The 17,046-nt window shown below is 73.1% G+C and carries 11 protein-coding genes; 8 read left to right on the top strand and 3 right to left on the bottom strand.

Going from position 1 to position 17,046, the window contains the following annotated elements:
* The first annotated feature begins 116 nt into the window (after positions 1-116).
* The 3 genes from Q2K16_RS22970 to Q2K16_RS22960 are packed head-to-tail and all read left to right on the top strand — an operon-like array spanning position 117 to position 2,898.
* Positions 117-1,010: a hypothetical protein gene (locus Q2K16_RS22970; protein WP_302740053.1), complete on the top strand. Its 894-nt coding sequence runs from the start codon at positions 117-119 to the stop codon at positions 1,008-1,010.
* Complete coding sequence (locus Q2K16_RS22965; protein ID WP_302740051.1) at positions 1,007-2,371, top strand: methyltransferase family protein; 1,365 nt, start codon at positions 1,007-1,009, stop codon at positions 2,369-2,371. The genes Q2K16_RS22970 and Q2K16_RS22965 overlap by 4 nt, the downstream gene beginning before the upstream one ends.
* The gene (locus tag Q2K16_RS22960) at positions 2,266-2,898 is read left to right on the top strand and encodes a TetR/AcrR family transcriptional regulator (RefSeq protein WP_302740050.1); all 633 of its coding nucleotides are present in this window, start codon (positions 2,266-2,268) and stop codon (positions 2,896-2,898) included. The genes Q2K16_RS22965 and Q2K16_RS22960 overlap by 106 nt, the downstream gene beginning before the upstream one ends.
* 42 nt (positions 2,899-2,940) lie before the next feature.
* On the opposite strand, the gene Q2K16_RS22955 is transcribed toward Q2K16_RS22960, so the two are convergent.
* Entirely contained in the window at positions 2,941-3,687 is a 747-nt protein-coding gene (locus Q2K16_RS22955) for a Fic family protein (RefSeq protein WP_302740049.1), read from the bottom strand.
* A 270-nt stretch (positions 3,688-3,957) separates the two neighbouring features.
* Here Q2K16_RS22955 and acs point away from each other — a divergent pair, with 270 nt between their 5' ends.
* The 5 genes from acs to Q2K16_RS22930 all read left to right on the top strand — a co-directional run bounded on the left by acs (position 3,958) and on the right by Q2K16_RS22930 (position 13,279).
* The gene (gene acs / locus Q2K16_RS22950) at positions 3,958-5,922 is read left to right on the top strand and encodes an acetate--CoA ligase (protein ID WP_302740048.1); all 1,965 of its coding nucleotides are present in this window, start codon (positions 3,958-3,960) and stop codon (positions 5,920-5,922) included.
* Between the two features lie 228 nt (positions 5,923-6,150).
* Positions 6,151-8,946 (top strand): immune inhibitor A domain-containing protein, encoded by a 2,796-nt coding sequence (locus tag Q2K16_RS22945; protein ID WP_302740047.1) that lies wholly within the window; start codon positions 6,151-6,153, stop codon positions 8,944-8,946.
* Positions 8,947-9,315: 369 nt separating this feature from the next.
* Positions 9,316-11,706 (top strand): immune inhibitor A domain-containing protein, encoded by a 2,391-nt coding sequence (locus Q2K16_RS22940; protein ID WP_302746584.1) that lies wholly within the window; start codon positions 9,316-9,318, stop codon positions 11,704-11,706.
* 32 nt (positions 11,707-11,738) lie between these two features.
* A complete protein-coding gene (locus tag Q2K16_RS22935; protein WP_302740046.1) occupies positions 11,739-12,248 on the top strand; it encodes a hypothetical protein in 510 nt (169 codons plus the stop codon).
* A 98-nt stretch (positions 12,249-12,346) separates the two neighbouring features.
* Positions 12,347-13,279 (top strand): alpha/beta fold hydrolase, encoded by a 933-nt coding sequence (locus Q2K16_RS22930; RefSeq protein ID WP_302740045.1) that lies wholly within the window; start codon positions 12,347-12,349, stop codon positions 13,277-13,279.
* A gap of 76 nt (positions 13,280-13,355) precedes the next feature.
* On the opposite strand, the gene Q2K16_RS22925 is transcribed toward Q2K16_RS22930, so the two are convergent.
* Both Q2K16_RS22925 and Q2K16_RS22920 read right to left on the bottom strand, forming a co-directional pair.
* Complete coding sequence (locus tag Q2K16_RS22925; RefSeq protein WP_302740044.1) at positions 13,356-13,721, bottom strand: hypothetical protein; 366 nt, start codon at positions 13,719-13,721, stop codon at positions 13,356-13,358.
* The gene (locus Q2K16_RS22920) at positions 13,718-16,993 is read right to left on the bottom strand and encodes an SseB family protein (RefSeq protein ID WP_368052499.1); all 3,276 of its coding nucleotides are present in this window, start codon (positions 16,991-16,993) and stop codon (positions 13,718-13,720) included. The genes Q2K16_RS22925 and Q2K16_RS22920 overlap by 4 nt, the downstream gene beginning before the upstream one ends.
* Positions 16,994-17,046: the final 53 nt, after the last annotated feature.

Raw genomic sequence — 17,046 nt, 5'->3', positions numbered from 1 at the left:
CCCACGCGGGCCACCCGCCCCACCCCGCTGTTCGAGCCCTGCACCCCCGGATTGAGCGATCGCTCAAATCGGCCTATGCTCGTTTTTGAGCAGGTGCTCAAAAACGGGAGGTAGCGATGAACGAGCCGGATCGACCGCCCCGCCGGACCGCCGCGAACTGGGTGCTCGCCGGCCTGATCTCGGCCTTCGGCATGGTGGTGTTCGTCGCCACCGTGCACGACGGGCGGGCCGACAGCGCCCTGCTCTTCGTGCTGCTCCCGACGGCCCTCGCCGCCGCTCTCGCCCTGCTGCCCGGCCGTACGGCGCACGGCCGGGTCTTCGTGGTCACCACGATCGCCCTGCTGCTGGCGGCGGTCGCGCTGCACGAGGGGGCGGTCTGCGTCATCCTCGCCGCCCCACTGGTCTACGCGGTGTCGCACGGGACCACCGCCCTGATCCGCGCGCTGCGCGACGCCTCCCGCCCGTACGCCGTCCTCGCGGTGCCGTTGCTGCTCCTGCCGGGGCTGGAGGGCAGCGGACCGGCTCCCCGGCTGGCACCCGACCAGTCCGTCGAGGTGGCCCGAGTGGTGGCCCTGCCGGCCGACCAGGTGGCCGCCCGGCTCGCCGCCGGTCCCCGCCCCGTACCGGTGCGCTCGGTGCCGCTGCGGCTGCTCGGCGTGCCCACGCCCGGCCAGGTCAGCGGGGACGGGCTCGACCCGGGTGACAGGTGGATGTTCGGCTACCACGGCAGCGCGCACGGCCCCGGCGGTCACCTGCTCGCCGAGGTGGAGACGGTGGGGGTGCAGCGGGTCGGGTTCCGGTTCGTCGAGGACAGCTCGATCACCGCGCGCTGGTTCCGCTGGCGGCACGCCACGCTGAGCTGGCGGGCCGTCGACGAGGGGCACACCGAGGTACGCATCCGGGTGGACTACACCCGGGGGCTCGACCCCTCCTGGTACTTCGGGCCGATCCAGCAGGTCCTGCTCGGCGCGGGGACGGGACACCTGCTGGACATGATGGCGCTGCGATGATCGCCGCCCGCTACCTCAGCCTGGCGGTGCCGTTGCTGGCCGTGCTCGCCGCCGCCCGGGTCGACCGGAGCCGCGCCGGTCGGGCGGCGGCGCTGCTGGCCTTCCTCGCCGCGGGCATCGGCATCGCCGCCCTCGACGAGGTGGCCCGGCGCACCGGCTGGTACGCGTTCGCCCCGGTCCGGGGACGCTACCGGGGCATGCCTGTCGACCTGTGGATCGGCTGGGCCGTGCTCTGGGGTCCGCTGCCCGTGCTGCTGCGCCGGAGCCTGCCGTTGCCGGTGGCGCTGGGCCTGCTGCTCTGGGTCGACGCGGTGGCCATGCCCGCGCTGCACCCGCTGGTCCGGCTCGGCCCGGACTGGCTGGTCGGCGAGCTGGTCGGGCTGCTCGTGGTGGCCCTGCCGACGCAACTGCTCGGTCGCTGGTGTGCCGACCGGCGGCACCTGGCGGCCCGCGCGCTGCTCCAGGTCGGGGTCTTCACCGCCCTGCTGCTGTGGCTCGTCCCCAGCCTGGCCTTCGAGGTCGGCGACGGGTCGTGGGCGGCGGTGACCGGGCTGCCCCGGCCCGTCCTGCTGCTCCTCGCCCAGGTGGCGCTGGTGCTGGCCGCCCCGGCGCTCGCCGCGGTCCGCGAGTTCGTCACCCACGGTGGCGGCACGCCGTACCCGTGGGACCCGCCCGTACGGCTGGTCACCACCGGGCCGTACGCCTACCTGGCCAACCCGATGCAGACCGGTGCCGTGGCGCTGGTGCTGCTCACCGCCGCGCTCACCCGCAGTTCCGCACTGGTGCTGGCGGCGGTGGTGGCGGTCGCCTTCAGCGTGGCGGTGGCCCGCCCGCACGAGGAACACGACCTGGCCGACAGGCACGGCGGCGCGTGGCGCGCGTACCGGAGGCAGGTCCGGAACTGGTGGCCGCGTCGGCGGCCGTACCACGTGGGGCCGGCGGCGGTCCTGTTCCTCGACGACACCTGCGGCCCGTGCGCCGCGACCTGGCGGTTCGTCGCCCGTCGCCACCCGGCGGGCCTGCTGGTACGTCCCGCCACCGAGGCCGAGGGGGTGCTGTGGCGGGCGGCGTACACCGACGGCGACGGCCGGTCGGAACGGGGGGTGGCCGCCGTCGCTGCCGCGCTGGGGCACCTGCACCTCGGGTGGGCGGTGGTCGGCTGGATCCTGCGGCTGCCCGGGATCGGTTGGCTGGCGCAGCTGGTGACCGATGCGATGATCACACCGCCGCATCCGGCGGGCCCCCGAGGAGGACGATGTCCGGCACCAAGCAGCGACTCCTGGACGGCGCCGTCACCGCCATCCGTACGCACGGCATCGCCGGTGTGTCCGCCCGTACCATCGCCGCGGCCGCCGGGGTGAACCAGGCGCTGGTCTTCTACCACTTCGGCACGGTCGACGACCTGCTGACGGCGGCCTGCCGGGCCAGCACGGCCGACCGGCTCGCGCACTGGTCGGCCCGGCTGGCCGGGGTGGGCTCGCTGCGGGAACTGCTCGCCGTCGGGCAGGAGCTGCACGAGCAGGAGCGCGAGCTGGGCAACGTCTCGTTCCTGGCCCAGATGCTGGCCGGGGCGCAGACCGACGAGCGGCTCGCCGCGCCCACCGCCGCCGCGCTCCAACTCTGGGTGGACGAGATCGAGTCGGTGCTGCGCCGGCTGCTCGCCGGTTCACCCTTCGCCGAGATCGCGGACGTGCCCGGCCTGTCCCGGGCCGTCTGCGCCGCGTTCGTCGGTCTGGAACTCTACGACGGGGTGGACCGGGCGGGCGTACGGCAGGCGATGTCGGCGCTCGACCAGCTCGCCGTGCTCATCGAGATCGTCGACGACCTCGGGCCGGTGGCCCGGCGGGCGCTGCGTTCCCGGGTGAACCGGGCCGCCCGCCGGGACTGACCGCGCACCCGGCACCGGTCGGGAGGCGCGGACGGCACCCGGTCAGGCGGCGGCGATGATCTCGTCGCCGACGACGGTGAGCTGGTCCGCGCCGACCTCCACGGCCGTCAGGTAGTGCCGCAGCCAGGAGCGCAGACCGTCGGGGGTGCCGGTGGCGAAGGCCCCGGCCGCGCCGACGTACTCGGGTTGCCGCTCCCGGTGGCCGACGTCGACGGCGACCAGGCCGCGCGGGTCGAACCCCCGGGACATCAGCACCAGCCGGGCGGCGGCGCGGGCCACCACCCCGGACGGGCCGGCGAAGGGCCGCAGGTTGAGCAGTTCACCGTGCACCACGGCGGCGAGGACCAGCGGGGAGACCGTCGTCCCGCCGGCGACCAGGCCGGCCAGCCCGTCGAGCCGGGCGGCCACCACCGGGTCGGCGACCGGCCGCCCCAGCTCGGCCTCGGCGACCACGTCCCGGGCGGCGAGGACGTGCAGCCGGGCCAGCGCCTGCCGGGGGGCCTTCGGCCACAGCTCGGTCAGCCCCGGCAGCGCCCCGGCCACCCGCAGCGCCCCCTGGAGCACCGGTTCGGTGACGGTGCCGGCGCGGACCGCCTCGCGCTCGTGGTCGTACCCCTCCAGGGCGGCGCTGGCCACCGCGCTGCGCAGGCCGACCTCGGCCGCGACCTGGCCGCCGTGGCGCCGCAGCGCGCGGTGTCGCATCGCCTGGTCGACCCGCTCGCGGGTCCGCTCGACGGCGGGGGCGATGTCGGCGAGCGCGAGCAGCGGGGCGAGCGGATCGGTGGTCACCCCGCCACGCTAGCGACCGGACGACCCCGGCCGGACGCCACCCGCCGCCGGGGCGGACGCCACCCCACCCGGCACCGGTCCGCCGACGGTCGTGATCAGCCCCGCCGGGACGTCGCGTCCGTTCCTGATCAGGGCGGGAATCCGGGCCGTCGAGCGCGCCGGGACGGCCGCTGAGCGCGCCGGCCGGCACCTGGGGTGTCGCGGTCCCGAGCTGCCCGGACTAACCTCGGCCGGGTAGCGACGCAGGTCACCCGACGAAGGAGTCACCGCATGAGCGAGGCCTTGGCCAACCTGCTGAACGAGACGCGCCAGTTCCCGCCGCCGGCCGCACTCGCCGCCCAGGCCAACGTCACCGCCGGCGCGTACGACGAGGCCGGCGCGGACCGGCTCGCCTTCTGGGCGCGGCAGGCCGACCGGTTGGCCTGGGCCAAGCCGTGGGACGAGGTGCTCGACTGGTCGAACCCGCCGTTCGCGAAGTGGTTCGTCGGCGGCCAGCTCAACGTGGCGTACAACTGCCTGGACCGGCACGTGGAGGCCGGCCGGGGCGACCGGGTGGCGATCCACTGGGAGGGCGAGCCGGGCGACACCCGCACCCTCACCTACGCCGACCTGCACCGGCTGACCTGCCAGGCGGCGAACGCGCTGACCGACCTGGGCGTGGTCGCCGGTGACCGGGTGGCGATCTACCTGCCGATGATCCCCGAGGCGGCGGTGGCGATGCTGGCCTGCGCCCGGATCGGCGCGACCCACAGCGTGGTCTTCGGCGGCTTCTCCGCCGACGCGCTGAGCAACCGCATCTCCGACGCCAGCGCCAAGGTGGTGATCACCGCCGACGGCGGCTACCGGCGGGGCAAGCCGTCGGCGCTGAAGCCGACGGTGGACGAGGCGGTGGCGAACTGCCCGTCGATCGAGCACGTGCTGGTGGTCCGGCGCACCGGCGAGGAGGTCGGCTGGTCGGCGAAGGACCACTGGTGGCACGAGACGGTCGAGACGGCGTCGGCCGAGCACGCCGCGCAGCCGTTCGACGCCGAGCACCCGTTGTTCATCCTCTACACCAGCGGCACCACCGCCCGCCCGAAGGGCATCCTGCACACCACCGGCGGCTACCTCACCCAGGCCGCGTGGACGGCGCACGCGGTGTTCGACCTGAAGCCGGAGACCGACGTCTACTGGTGCACCGCCGACATCGGCTGGGTCACCGGGCACTCCTACATCGTGTACGGGCCGCTGGCCAACGGCGCCACCCAGGTGATGTACGAGGGCACCCCGGACACCCCGCACAGGGGCCGGTTCTGGGAGATCGTCGACAGGTACCGGGTGAGCATCCTCTACACCGCGCCGACGCTGATCCGCACCATGATGAAGTGGGGCGAGGACATCCCGGCGGGCTTCGACCTGTCGTCGCTGCGCCTGCTGGGCAGCGTCGGCGAGCCGATCAACCCGGAGGCGTGGATGTGGTACCGCCAGCACGTCGGCCGGGGTGAGCTGCCGATCGTGGACACCTGGTGGCAGACCGAGACCGGCGCGATCATGATCTCCCCGTTGCCGGGGGTGACCGCGGCCAAGCCGGGTTCGGCGATGACCCCGCTGCCCGGCGTCGTCGCCGACGTGGTGGACGACCAGGGTCGGTCGGTGCCCAACGGTGGCGGCGGCTACCTGGTGCTGCGCGAGCCGTGGCCGTCGATGCTGCGCACCATCTGGGGCGACGACAGCCGGTTCATCGAGACGTACTGGTCCCGGTTCGAGGGGATGTACTTCGCCGGGGACGGAGCCAAGAAGGACGACGACGGGCACATCTGGCTGCTCGGCCGGGTCGACGACGTGATGCTGGTGTCCGGGCACAACATCTCCACCACCGAGGTGGAGTCGGCGCTGGTGTCGCACCCGGCGGTGGCCGAGGCGGCGGTGGTCGGCGCAACGGACCCGACCACCGGGCAGGCGATCGTCGCGTTCGCCATCCCGCGCGGCACCGCCGACACCTCGGGCGAGGCGGGTGAGCAGCTCATCGCCGAGCTGCGCAACCACGTGGCCAAGACGCTCGGCCCGATCGCCAAGCCCCGGCAAATCATGCTGGTGCCGGAGTTGCCGAAGACCCGCTCCGGCAAGATCATGCGCCGGTTGCTGCGGGACGTGGCGGAGAACCGGTCGCTTGGTGACGTGACGACGCTCCAGGACTCCTCGGTGATGGAGCTGATCTCGTCCGGCCTCGGCGGCGGGAAGTCCGACGAGGACTGACCACAGCCGCACCCGACGGTGGGTGCCGGTCCGCGAGGGCCGGCACCCACCGTCTTTTTTTAGGGGTACGAATCGGTCGGTAGGCCGAGCCGACTCGGGCTGAACGGGCAGACGCACCGGTCCCCCCTTCCGGGCGCGAACCCTTCTCATTTAGGTTCAGCGATATCGACTGGGCTCGACGCAGGTCTCACCGGCGATCCCTTTCCCATGCCCGAGAAACGGAGTGGCATGAACATTCTCCCGTCCACCAGGGCACGTCGACGGCTCATCGTCGCGTTGCCCGCCCTCGCTCTCGTCGCCTCGTCACTGACAGTGGCCGGCAGTGCGGCGGCCCAACCTGCCGGGCCCGCGGTGCCGACCCGGATCGGGGCCGACGAGCACTACCTCAACTACGCCGAGCCGGAGGTGCAGCCGGACACCGCGGGCAAGGAGGTCCGGGGCGCCGACGGGGTGCTCACCTCGGCGGCGGACGAGGCGCGCGCGTACGACCGCAAGTTCGCCGGCGGCAACCCGCTGGCCGCCCGGGAGTTGGCCCGCAACGAGGCGCGGGCGATCCGGACCGGGCAGAGCCCGCGCGCGTTCAAGAAGGCCAAGAGCACCCAGACGGCCAAGCTGCTCACCCTGCTTGTCGAGTTCAACGACCAGGCCGACGACGACTTCACCGGGGTGATGGTCCCGAAGACGGTCTTCGAGGACCGTACCTGCGTGCCCGGCACCGTCCAGAACGGACCGAAGCACAACAACATCCCCAACCCGGCGACCCTGCCGCACGAGGACAACAACTCGATGTGGGTGCCGGACTTCTCCCCCGCCCACTTCGACAAGATGCTCTACACCAAGCAGGGCATCACCGAGCGGGTCCGTAAGGACCTCAAGGGACCGGACGGCAAGAAGGGCATCGACCTGTCCGGCCGCACCATGCACAACATGTACCTGGAGATGTCCAAGGGCGCGTACACGGTGGACGGGCAGGCCAGCCCGTGGATCACCGTCCCGCACTCGGAGGGCTGGTACGCGGCCTCGCGCTGCTTCCAGGACGAGACCGGCGCCTGGGTCGCCGGCCGGCAGCAGGCGATGAACGGCCACCCGGACAACCCGCAGGGCGCGGGGCGGCTCGCCACCGACGCGATCGACGCGCTGGCCGCGGCCGACCCGAACTTCCCGTGGGCCGACTACGACATCGAGGACCAGGGCGACCGGGACGGCGACGGCAACGTCAACGAACCGGACGGGGTGATCGACCACCTGGTGCTGGTGCACGCCGGTCAGGGCAAGTCCCGGGGCGGCGGCGACCAGGGTGTGTACGCGGTCTGGGCGCACTCCTCCACGGTCGCCGGCGGCTACACCATCCCCGGCACCAACCTGAAGGTGTCCAACTACATCGTGCAGCCGGAGGACGCCGGGGTCGGCGTCTTCGCCCACGAGTTCGGCCACGACCTGGGCCTGCCGGACCTCTACGACACCTCGGGCAACGCCGACTCGGACGTCGACTTCTGGGACCTGATGGCCTCCGGCTCGCACACCGGTGAGATCTTCCAGGCCCTGCCCACCCACATGGGCATCTGGGACAAGTGGGTGCTCGGCTGGGCCGATCCGCTGACCATCGCCCCCGGCACCCGGACCCGGACGGCGACGCTCGGGCAGACCTCGCGGACCCCGGTGGGCACCCAGGACGGCATCAAGATCGATCTGCCGGACAAGGTGGTCACCCTCGCCCAGCCGCACAGCGGCACCGGCATGTGGTACAGCGGCGCCGACCAGGCGTGGGCGGACGTCAGGCTCAGCCGGCAGGTGGCCGTCCCGGCCGCCGGTGACGCGAAGTTCTGGATGTGGAACAACTACGTCATCGAGGAGGACTGGGACTACGGCTTCGTGGAGGTCTCCACCGACGGCGGGGCCACCTGGGCCGAGCAGAAGGTCTACGACGCGGCCGGCGCGCTGGTCTCCACCAACGACGGTTACGCCGACCCGAACGGCCGCATGGTCGACTTCGGCAACAAGAAGTACGGCCTGACCGGCAGCACCGCCGGTTGGCGGCACGACTGGGTCGACCTGTCGGCGTACGCCGGGACGACCGTGCAGGTGCGGCTGCGGTACGCCACCGACGAGGCGTTCCAGGAGCGGGGCTGGTTCGTCGACGACCTGTCGGTCACCGGCGGCGGGGCCACCACCTTCAGCGACGACGTCGAGAGCGGCACGAACGGCTGGACGCAGACCGTCGGCACCTTCACCGACACCACCGGCGCGGGCTGGCACATCGACCCGGGCACCCAGACCAAGGCGCAGTACTACCTGGCCGAGTGGCGCAACTTCGACGGCTTCGACATGGGCCTGAAGTACGCCTACGACACCATCTACTCGCACGAGGCGTGGAAGGTGGACCGGATCTCGTACAACGCGCCGGGCATGCTGGTCTGGTACCGGGACACGATGCTGGGCGACGTCAACCACGTCACCGGCCAGATGACCGCGCTGCCCAGCTACGGGGCCAAGGGTGGGCTGCTGATCGTGGACTCGCACTACGATCCGCTGCGGCGTACCGGTGAGGCGGCGACGAAGGACCCGTCGGTGCTGGACAACCTGCCGAGCCGGCCGCAGTCGTCGAACGCGGCGTTCTCGCTGAACCCGACGTACCCGTTCACCGAGTGCCTGGAGGCGGCGGACGAGCCGTACAGCGCGTACTGCACGAAGTTCGGGCGGCAGCGCCCGGTGTCGGGCTTCACCGACGCCAAGGGCTGGTACCCGGGCATCGAGATCCGCGACGGCTCGCCGTACGCCCGGGACAACGACGCCTCGGTGGTCGTCCCGTCGCGGGGCAACAAGCCGTACACCACCCGGGTGGTGAACCCGGACGGCACGCCGGCCACCGAGTTCTACGGGGTGACCCTGGGCGGTGGGGCGATCGTGCTCGGCACGGGCAACCCGTCGGACTCGAAGGTCCGCAACGGCGTCTCCATCAAGATCGAGTCGGCCGCGCCTGACAACTCGTACGCGGTCGTCCGGATCACGCCGGCGAAGTACTGAAGTCGCGCGCCGGATACGCCCGGCGATGCGGTGGTAAGGGGCAGTAACTGACTGGCCGGTGAACGGTGGGCCGTTGGCGACAAGCCGGCGGCCCACCGTTTCCCGCACCACGGCAACGGAATCGAAATACATCACTACGATTCTCGACCGGGCCGTCCGCGCTGCTCATGACCGTTGGGGAACACCCGGTGTGTGACGGTGAAAAGCGCTCCCATCAAAATCTTGCAACAAATCGACGCGGACATCTTCCCACCCGTCCCAGCAGTGTCTATGTTCACCATGGGTCCCACTAGTGGGACGTCGATGCCGGCCCGTACCCCCGTTGGGCCGGTTCCCTCACACCGGAGGTACCACGTGCGCAAAGTCGCAGTGGGTCTGCTCGGGCTCTCGCTGACGGCGACAGGTCTGGTGACGGGTACGTCCGCCAGCGCCGCGCCGACGCCGAAGCTCCCGACGGCCGCCCCGTCGGTCGCGGAGCCCGCTAACGCGGACCACGATCTGCCCAACCCGCTCGAAACCAAGCGGCGGGCGCTGCGTCAGGAGGGCCTCAGCGAGGTTCTTTCCGGCAAGGCCAAGGCGCAGAAGATCAACGGCAGCACGGTCGTCAAGGTCGGCAAGACCCAGGCTGCGGGCAAGAACGCCCGGACGACGGCTTCGGGCGTCGCCCAGACGCAGGACCAGTACGTCGAGCTGGGCCGCGAGCAGACCGACAAGATCTTCGTGATCCTCGCGGAGTTCGGCAACGAGCGGCACCCGAGCTACCCGGACCAGGACACGGCCCCGGCCGTCCCCGGCCCGACCCGGTTCGACGGGCCGCTGCACAACGAGATCCCGGCCCCCAACCGGGCGGTGGACAACTCCACCGTCTGGCAGGCCGACTACAACGCCGACCACTTCCGGAAGCTGTACTTCGGCACCGGGCAGGGCGACGAGTCGCTGAAGCAGTACTACGAGGCCCAGTCCTCGGGTCGCTACAGCGTCGAGGGCGAGGTCACCGACTGGGTCAAGGTGAAGTACAACGAGGCCCGGTACGGCCGTTCCAACGGCTACCCCTGCGCCTCGAACGTCTGCAACAACACCTGGGCCCTGGTCCGGGACGCCGCCAACCAGTGGGTCGCCGACCAGAAGGCCGCCGGCCGCACCGACGCCCAGATCGCCGCCGACGTCAAGGCGATGGACCAGTGGGACCGGTACGACTTCGACGGCGACGGCGACTTCAACGAGCCGGACGGCTACATCGACCACTTCCAGATCGTCCACTCCGGCGGCGACCAGGCCGACGGCGACCCGATCCAGGGTGAGGACGCCATCTGGAGCCACCGGTGGTACGCCTTCGCCAGCGACCAGGGCAACACCGGCCCGGCGAACTTCCCGGCCGGCGGCACCCAGATCGGCAACACCGGCGTCTGGATCGGCGACTACACCATCCAGCCGGAAAACGGTGGCCGGAGCGTCTTCTACCACGAGTACGGTCACGACCTCGGTCTGCCGGACGACTACAACGTCATCAACAGCGGTGACAACAACAACGAGCACTGGACCCTGATGGCCCAGAGCCGGCTCGGCGCCAAGAACGACGGTGGCATCGGCGAGCGGGGCGGCGACCTCGGCGCGTGGAACAAGCTCCAGCTCGGCTGGCTCGACTACGAGGTAGTGGTGGCCGGCCAGCAGAAGACCCTCAACCTGGGCCCGCAGGAGTACAACTCCGACAAGGCGCAGGGTGCCGTGGTCGTGCTGCCGCAGCGGGAGTACAGCTTCCAGAACGGCAAGCCGTTCGAGGGGACGAAGCAGTTCTTCTCCGGCAACGACGACGACCTGAACACCACGATGACGCGGACGATCGACCTCACCGGGAAGACCAGCGCCGCGCTCACCATGAAGGGTCGTTACGCGATCGAGGCGGACTACGACTACCTCTTCTTCGAGGCCAGCACCGACGGCGGCCAGACCTGGGCCACCCTGCCGGGTACCGCCAACGGCAAGGCCCTCAAGGAGATCTCCCCCGGGCGCTTCGCCCTGGACGGCTCCAGCAACGGCCAGTGGGTCGACGTCAACATCCCGATGAACGCGGCTGCCGGCAAGGTGGTGCAGTTCCGGCTGCGCTACCAGACCGACGGTGGCGTCTCCGAGGGCGGCTTCTACGGTGACGCGATCACCATCACCGCCGACGGGCAGACCGTGCTCACCGACGGTGCGGAGGCCGGTGCCGCCGGCTGGACCCTGAACGGGTTCAGCGTGGTCGCCGAGACCTACATCCGCAAGTTCGACAACTACTACATCGCCGGCAACCGGTCGTACGTGTCGTACGACCAGTACCTCAAGACCGGCCCGTACTACTTCGGTTACGCGAACACCCGCCCGGACTACGTGGACCACTACGCGTACCAGGAGGGTCTGCTGATCTCCTACTGGAACCTCCGGTGGGCCGACAACGACACCTTCGACCACCCGGGCGAGGGTCGGAACATGATCATCGACGCGCACCCGGAGCCGCTGTACAACCTGACCGGTGCCCCGTGGCGGGCCCGCGTCCAGGTGTACGACGCGCCGTTCAGCCTGAAGAAGGCGGACTCGTTCACGCTGCACATCAACAGCGTGCCGCAGTACGTCCGCGGCCAGGCCGCGCAGCCGCTGTTCGACGACACCAAGCAGTACTGGTACCCGGAGCTGCCGAACCACGGCGTCAAGCTCCCGGCCACCGGCACCAAGATCCGCGTCGTGGAGCAGAACGGCACCTCGCTGAAGGTCCGCTTCTCCTGATCCGCTGATCAGCGCACCACCCGCTGTACCCGATGCCCGGGCAGGACTCCTGCCCGGGCATCGGCCCGTCCGGGGCCGGCCGGATGCCGGTCCGCCGCCACCGTGGCACGCTGGCTCTGCGCGTACCCGTGGCGGGTGCGCCGGGAACGGAGGCGACCCTGACCGACGACCGGACCCCGACCAACGACCCGCCGGCCGGCACCCGACCGCCGGCCGACCGCCCACCGGCACCGCCCGCCGGCCGACCGGCACCGCTCTCCGCCGCCCCGCCGCCCGCCCCGCGCCGGCCCGCCGCACCCCCACGACACCCCACCGACCGACGCCGGCCGGACCGGATCGCCGGGAGGATCACCCGGGGCGGCGACGGCCCCTGCTACGCCCTGGTCACCGACGACGGCCACGAGTACGCGCTGCACGGCCCCGGCCTGGGCACCGTCGCCACCGGCAGCACCGTCGTAGTCACCGTCGACCCGGCCGCGCCACCCGCCGCCTGCGGCCCCGGCACCCCGGTCGGCGTCGTCCGGATCAGCGTCGTCCGCTGAGTCCGCTCAGCCCGTCGGCGTCCGGTCCGAGGCGCGTACGGCCGTCCCGTCCGGGTCGGCGGGGCGATCGACAGGCACCGAGGTCCTAGGCTGTGCCCATGACCGAGCAGCGTGGCGGGCCCCCCGACGAGTCCTGCGTCCTCACCGAGGGGCCGTGGACGCACCGGTTCGTCGGCGCGAACGGCAGCCGGTTCCACGTCGTCGAGGCGGGCACCGGACCGATGGTGCTCTTCCTGCACGGCTTCCCCGAGCACTGGTGGGCCTGGCACACAATGCTCCCCGCCGTCGCCGACGCCGGCTTCCGGGCCGTCGCGGTGGACCTGCGCGGTTACGGCGCCAGCGACAAACCGCCCCGGGGGTACGACGGCTACACCCTCGCCGCCGACGTCGCCGGCCTGATCCGCGCCCTCGGGGAACGGTCCGCCACCGTGGTCGGCGCCGGCTCGGGCGGGCTGATCGGCTGGACAGCCGCCTCGTTCCACCCCACCCTCGTCCGCCGGCTGGTGGTGCTCGGCGCGCCCCATCCGCTGCGGTTGCGCGCGGCCATCTTCGCCGACCCGCGCGGTCAGTTCGCCGCCTCCACCCCGGCGCTGAAGTTCCAGCTCCCCCGGTACGAGCACGTGCTCACCCGCAACGACGCCGCCGAGGTGCAGCAGATGCTGAGCCGTTGGGGCGGCCCCCGCTGGGTCGCCGGCCCCGACTTCGCCGGGTACGCGCAGCGCTGCCGGGAGGCGATGCTCATCCCGCAGGCCGCCTTCTGCGCGCTGGAAGGCTACCGGTGGGCCTTCCGCTCGGTGCTGCGGCTGCACGGCTACCGGTTCGTCAGGCTGATGCAGAAGCCCCTGGTCACCCCCACCCTCCAACTGCACGGGGCGGCCGACGTCGCGTCCCTGCCGCGCACCGCGCAGGGCTCCGGCCGGTACGTCAGCGCCCCCTACGAGTGGCGGCTGCTCGACGGGGTGGGCCACTTCCCCCACATGGAGGCCGGTGACGTGGTGCTCGGCGAGATCCTGCGCTGGACCAAGTCCTGACCCGACCGGCCGGGTGGACGGTCCCCTGTCGACGGTCGCGTTCGTGCCGGGGCCCGCTCTCCGGGGCCGGCGGCGGTCAGACGCGCTGTTCGCGCAGGTCGGCGACCTCGGTGGCCGGTGCCCAGCCCTGATAGACGCCGAAGTCGAAGACCTCAAGCCCCATCGCCTGCGCCACCGGCCAGCGACCACCCGTGTACTCGACCCGCAGCCACCCGTCGTGTTCACCGAGCACGATGAACGGCTGCCCCTGCCAGGTGCAGGTGGTCCGCACGTACGCCAGGTCCTCGACCTCACCGACCGGCACGACCCGCACGTACCGGCCGGGGCGTACCTCCTCGAAGCCGTCGGCGGGTTCCGGCTGGTAGATCCGCACGTGGTCGCCGTCCGGGCTGACCTGGTACTCCCGCCCCTGCCAGCGGGCCACGTAACCGTCACGCATCACGGCTCGCCCACCCGTCGCCAGACCAGCGCGTCGGTGTCGAGGATGGCGATCACCCGTTCGGTGCCCTCCGTGCCGATCCGCCAGAGCTGTGCGCCGTGCGGCAACCGGGCGCTGTCCACCTTGAACTCGGCCACCACGTCGCTGCTCTCCCCGGGGGCGAACCCGTTGCCCCGGAACGGCGCGCGCTCGATCACCCAGCCCTCCATGGCCCGCATCGCCGCCTCGTTCTGCCCGCCGTACGGGATGCGGTAGAGACTCGGCCGGTACGCGGGCCAACGCAGCACGTAGGTCGCCTCGGCGTCGCGGGCGAAGGGCGAATCGGGGTAGCCCAGCCCCAGGGCGTCGTGCAGTTCCGCAGGGGTGGTCAGGTGGGCCAGTTCGCCGGCCCGGTGCACGAAACCGGAGACCCGGTCGTAGCCGCGTTCCAGGTAGTAGGCGAGTTGGCTCGGGGCGACCGCCTTCTGCATCACCACCGGACGGGACGGGTCGGTGACCGGCGGGGCGTACCGGGTGCGTTCGGCGGGTGTTTCGGCGGCGGCCACGGGCTCCACGTCCGCCTCGTCGCCGAGCCCGACCTCGGCCGCCCAACTGGCCAGGGCGACGATCTGCTCACCGGGGAGCTTGGCGCCGACCGGGGTGCCCGGATTGACGGCGAACGCCCAGCCCGGGTCCGGCCACCGCCGGATCAGCTGGACGAAGCGCACCTCGATCGTCTCGACAGGCGGCACGTCGTGCTCGGCCAGCCGTTCCGGGGAGGTGTAGACGACCACGTACGTCTCACCGTCGGTCGTCCCGGTACGCCACTGGAAACCGGGCTCGCCGGGGCGGCTGCCGGCCACCGAATCGGGGTTGACCGGAAGCAGCACCCGGGCCAGCAGCAGGGTGGAGAGGAAACCGTCGGTGCTGCCGGCGCCGGCCGCGTCCAACAGGTTCTCCTCGACCTCGTTGGCCGGCAGGAACGGCTCGTCGGCGGTCGTCGGGGTGTCCGCACCGGCGGTCGTCGACGGGGTCCCGGGCGGCGCGCTGCCGGCCGGGGCCGGCTCGGCGGCCGGCCCCGGTGCCGCCGGAGAGGTCGGCACGGCGGTGGTGGGCGCGGCGGTGGGTACGGCGGCGGTCGGTGCCGCCGGGGAGGTCGGCGCGGCCCGTTCGGCGGCGGGGGTCCACAGGTCGACCGGGGTGGAACGCGGGTCGACACCGTCCGATCCCGGCACGGCGGCGTCCGATCCCGGCACAGTGGCCGCCGGGGCCGCCCCGGCCGGCGCACCCTGCGTGAAAGGACCGGCAGCGTCCCCCGTCGCCGTCGGGGCGACGGGCGCGCTGTCCGCCGGTGCGGTGTCGTCAGGCGTCGCAGTCCACGCCTGCGTCGCCGCAGCCGGGCCGGTGACCGGTGCGTCCGCTGCCGGCGCGGGCGGGGGGACGGTCGGAGCGCCGGCCGGCGGGGCCGCCGCCACCGGTGGGGGTGCCACGTCCGACGGGGCCGCCGCCACCTCCGCCCGGGCCTTCGAGGCGGCCCGCTCGGCCGACGGGGTCCACAGGTCACCCGGGGCGGGACGGGGCCGGGCGGCAGGCGGCGGGCCGGCGGGCGACGGCGGGGGAACCAGCCCGGATCCGCGACCGAAAGCGCCGACCGGGCCACCGGTCCCGTTCAGGTTGACCGTGTCCTCGACGCCCGGCCCCCCGGCCGGCGGCACCGGAGCCGCCGTGGGCGCGGGTGCCGACGGCTGCGGTGGCGCGGGAGCAGCGGGGGAACCGAACGGCCCGGCGGCCGGCGGAGGGACGACCGGCGGCACGGGAGCCGCCGGGGGGACGAACAGCGGACCCTGGGCGGCGGACGGGGCCGGTGCGGGGGCGACGGGGAGGTCGCGGGACTCCAGGATCACACCCTCTATCACGATGGGCATGAACCCCCGGCGGGACACCGGTGGCGCGGAGACCGGCTCGGCGACGGAGGGCGGCAGTTCCTCCGCCTCGCCCTGGGCGGGACCTGCCGGAGCGGGTGGGGCGGCCGGAGCGGGCGGGGCGGCGAACGGGTCGACCGGCGGGCGGGGCTGGCGTACCCCGGAGGAACCGTCCGGGGTGGGCTGCCGGCGGGGCAACGCCTGGGTGGCCTCCGCCGCCGGCGGTGGTGGCGTACGGAAGGCCCGGGTGGCCTCCGCCGCCGACGGGCCGACGGAGAAGGCCCGGGTGGGCTCCCCGCCGGGTGGGTCCACCCGGAAGGCCCGGGTCGGTTCCTCGGCCAGCGGGTCCGGGGAACGGCCGGCCGGCGACGCCCCGTTGCCGGGACCGGGCCGGGCCGGCGGATCGGCCACCCGGAACGCGCGGGCGGCCTCGTCCTCGCCCGGTTGGGCGGGTGCGGGGCGGCGTCGGGGGAAGGGCTGACCGCCCATCCCGGGCCGGGTCGGTGAGGCCGCCCGCTCACCCGAACGCAGCGGACTCTCCCGCGGCGACCGGGCGGCCCCCCGGGCACTGGACGGCTCGAAGAACGAGGTACGCCCGTTGGCCGGGCCGGCGGACTCCTCGCCCAGCAGCCGGCGGCGGGGGACCGCCGGCCAGCCGGCATTGGTCGTCCCGGGCACGGCGGTGGGGTCGGGGAAGGCGGGCCGACCCTGCTCGGGCGGACCGGCGGTGGTGGTGCGCGGTCCGCCACCGGACGGACCGCCACCGGGCGGGGCGACCGGACGCCCCCGCTCGTCGGTCAGCGACGCGCCCGTCGCCGGCCGGATGCCACCCCCGGCGGGTGGAGCGGTGGCGGACGACGCCGGCCGGGGCTGGGCCCAGCCGGCGGAGAGGTCGGCGGTCGGCTCGACGTCGGCCGGACCGCCGGGCGTGCTCCGGCCGGGCGTCTGGTCGGCCTCCCGGGACCGCACCCCCGGGGGGCGGCCGGGCAGCCGGACGTCACCCCGGGAGAGCTGCGAGACGAACCAGGCGGGCAGGTAGCCCTCGATCGGCAGACCGGGGTTCACCGCCAGCCACCACTCGTGGTTGGGCCACTCGACGGCCAGGTCGGCGTAACGGCTACGCCGGTAGGGGCCGGCGGAGGACCCGAGACAGGCGTGCATCGCGGCGGCCGAGGTGAAGGCCAGCACGTGGGTGCGGCCACCGGTGGTCCAGGTGCCCCAGCCCATCGGCGTCGCACCGGCGAGGGCCTGACCGGAGACCGGGAGGAAAAGCTCCGTACCGGCCAGAATCCGGAAGTAGAGCTCCTGGTCACCGGCGTGCAGCGCGTCACGCATCGCCGTCTCGGCCTCGGTAGCCGGCTCCCAGTCGGTCACGGCCACCTCTCCTCCCGGATCAGGCCACAGGCGTCGCGTACAACCTACAAGGT

It is taken from the genome of Micromonospora cynarisoli (genome assembly GCF_030518815.1).
Lineage (GTDB): Bacteria > Actinomycetota > Actinomycetes > Mycobacteriales > Micromonosporaceae > Micromonospora > Micromonospora wenchangensis.
The sequence above is the reverse complement of the archived record's forward strand: the minus strand, read 5'-3'. Positions and strand labels throughout refer to the sequence as shown.